Annotated in this window: 2 protein-coding genes; both read left to right on the plus strand. The window is 37.1% G+C overall.

All coding sequences use genetic code 11. The annotated features are described in order from the left end of the window. Nucleotides 1-381, plus strand: a 381-nt coding sequence (locus B5E53_RS18685; RefSeq protein ID WP_204245557.1) for a DUF6120 family protein, incomplete at its 5' end; no start/stop codon positions are given. A gap of 4 nt (nt 382-385) precedes the next feature. Further along, nucleotides 386-853, plus strand: coding sequence for a hypothetical protein (locus B5E53_RS18690; RefSeq protein WP_087317622.1), 468 nt, complete (start codon nt 386-388; stop codon nt 851-853). The last annotated feature ends 65 nt before the right edge of the window (nt 854-918 follow it).

Genomic DNA, 918 nt, shown 5'->3' on the forward strand with positions numbered 1-918 from the left:
GTGAAAGATATTACCCAAAAATATTTAAAATCAGTAAAAAAGCTATTTCCTATCTATGGAAAAAAGGAGAGACAATATATCAAAAACCTGCAGACGCCATTGCAGGAGTATGCCGAAGAGAAAGAAGACTTGTCTTATGAAGAGTTGACGGAAGAGTTCGGGACGCCATCCCATGTGATATCGGAGTACTTTTCAGAAGTGGATGACGAATATTTGTTCTGGCAGTTGCGGGTCAGAGGCTATGTGAAGAAGTTTTTGATATTTGTGGTGATTGCTCTTTTTATGTTGATTGGATATCGTTATTACCTGGCATATCAAAATTATGAGAATGCTATGGAAGAACATATGATTTATGAAGAAACATACATAGAGGAGGATTAATAGCATGAAAAGAAAAATGTTATTGTTTATGTTTTGTTGTAGTTTAGTATTATGTTTTTCGTCTGTTTTTTATGTGAAAGCAGATGAGATGGAGCAGATTGTTGATGTAGAGTATTTGGAAGATGGAACATATTTTGAAACTATCTTGGAAGAGATTCCATCAACTGCGAGAAGTACTACGAAGAGTGGAAGTAAAACTGTAAATTATAAAAACGGAAAAGGAAAACTATTGTGGTCGGTTACTGTACATGGAAAATTCACCTATAATGGGAAAAAATCCAGTTGTACGAAGGCTACGGTTTCGACCACATGTCCGAGTAAAACTTGGAAAATTGCCTCTTCGTCTGCAAAGAAGAATGGAGCAGATGCTATTGGAACAGCGACTGCAAAACAATATGTCGATGGAGTATTTTCTCAAAGTAAGACCAAAACCGTCACCCTTCATTGCAGTGCTTCCGGTAAATTGTCATGATTGTTCCATATCTTGTTGCTATGTTTCTGTCAGCCCGGATGTGGTTCAGGTTGGGAATCTGCATT

This window comes from Eubacterium sp. An11 (assembly GCF_002161065.1).
Lineage (GTDB): Bacteria > Bacillota > Clostridia > Lachnospirales > Lachnospiraceae > Anaerobutyricum > Anaerobutyricum faecale.

Bases quoted from the DNA above. Each gene is read 5' to 3' on its own strand.
- B5E53_RS18690 (WP_087317622.1), top strand. From the start codon at position 386: ATGAAAAGAAAAATGTTATTGTTTATGTTTTGTTGTAGTTTAGTATTA.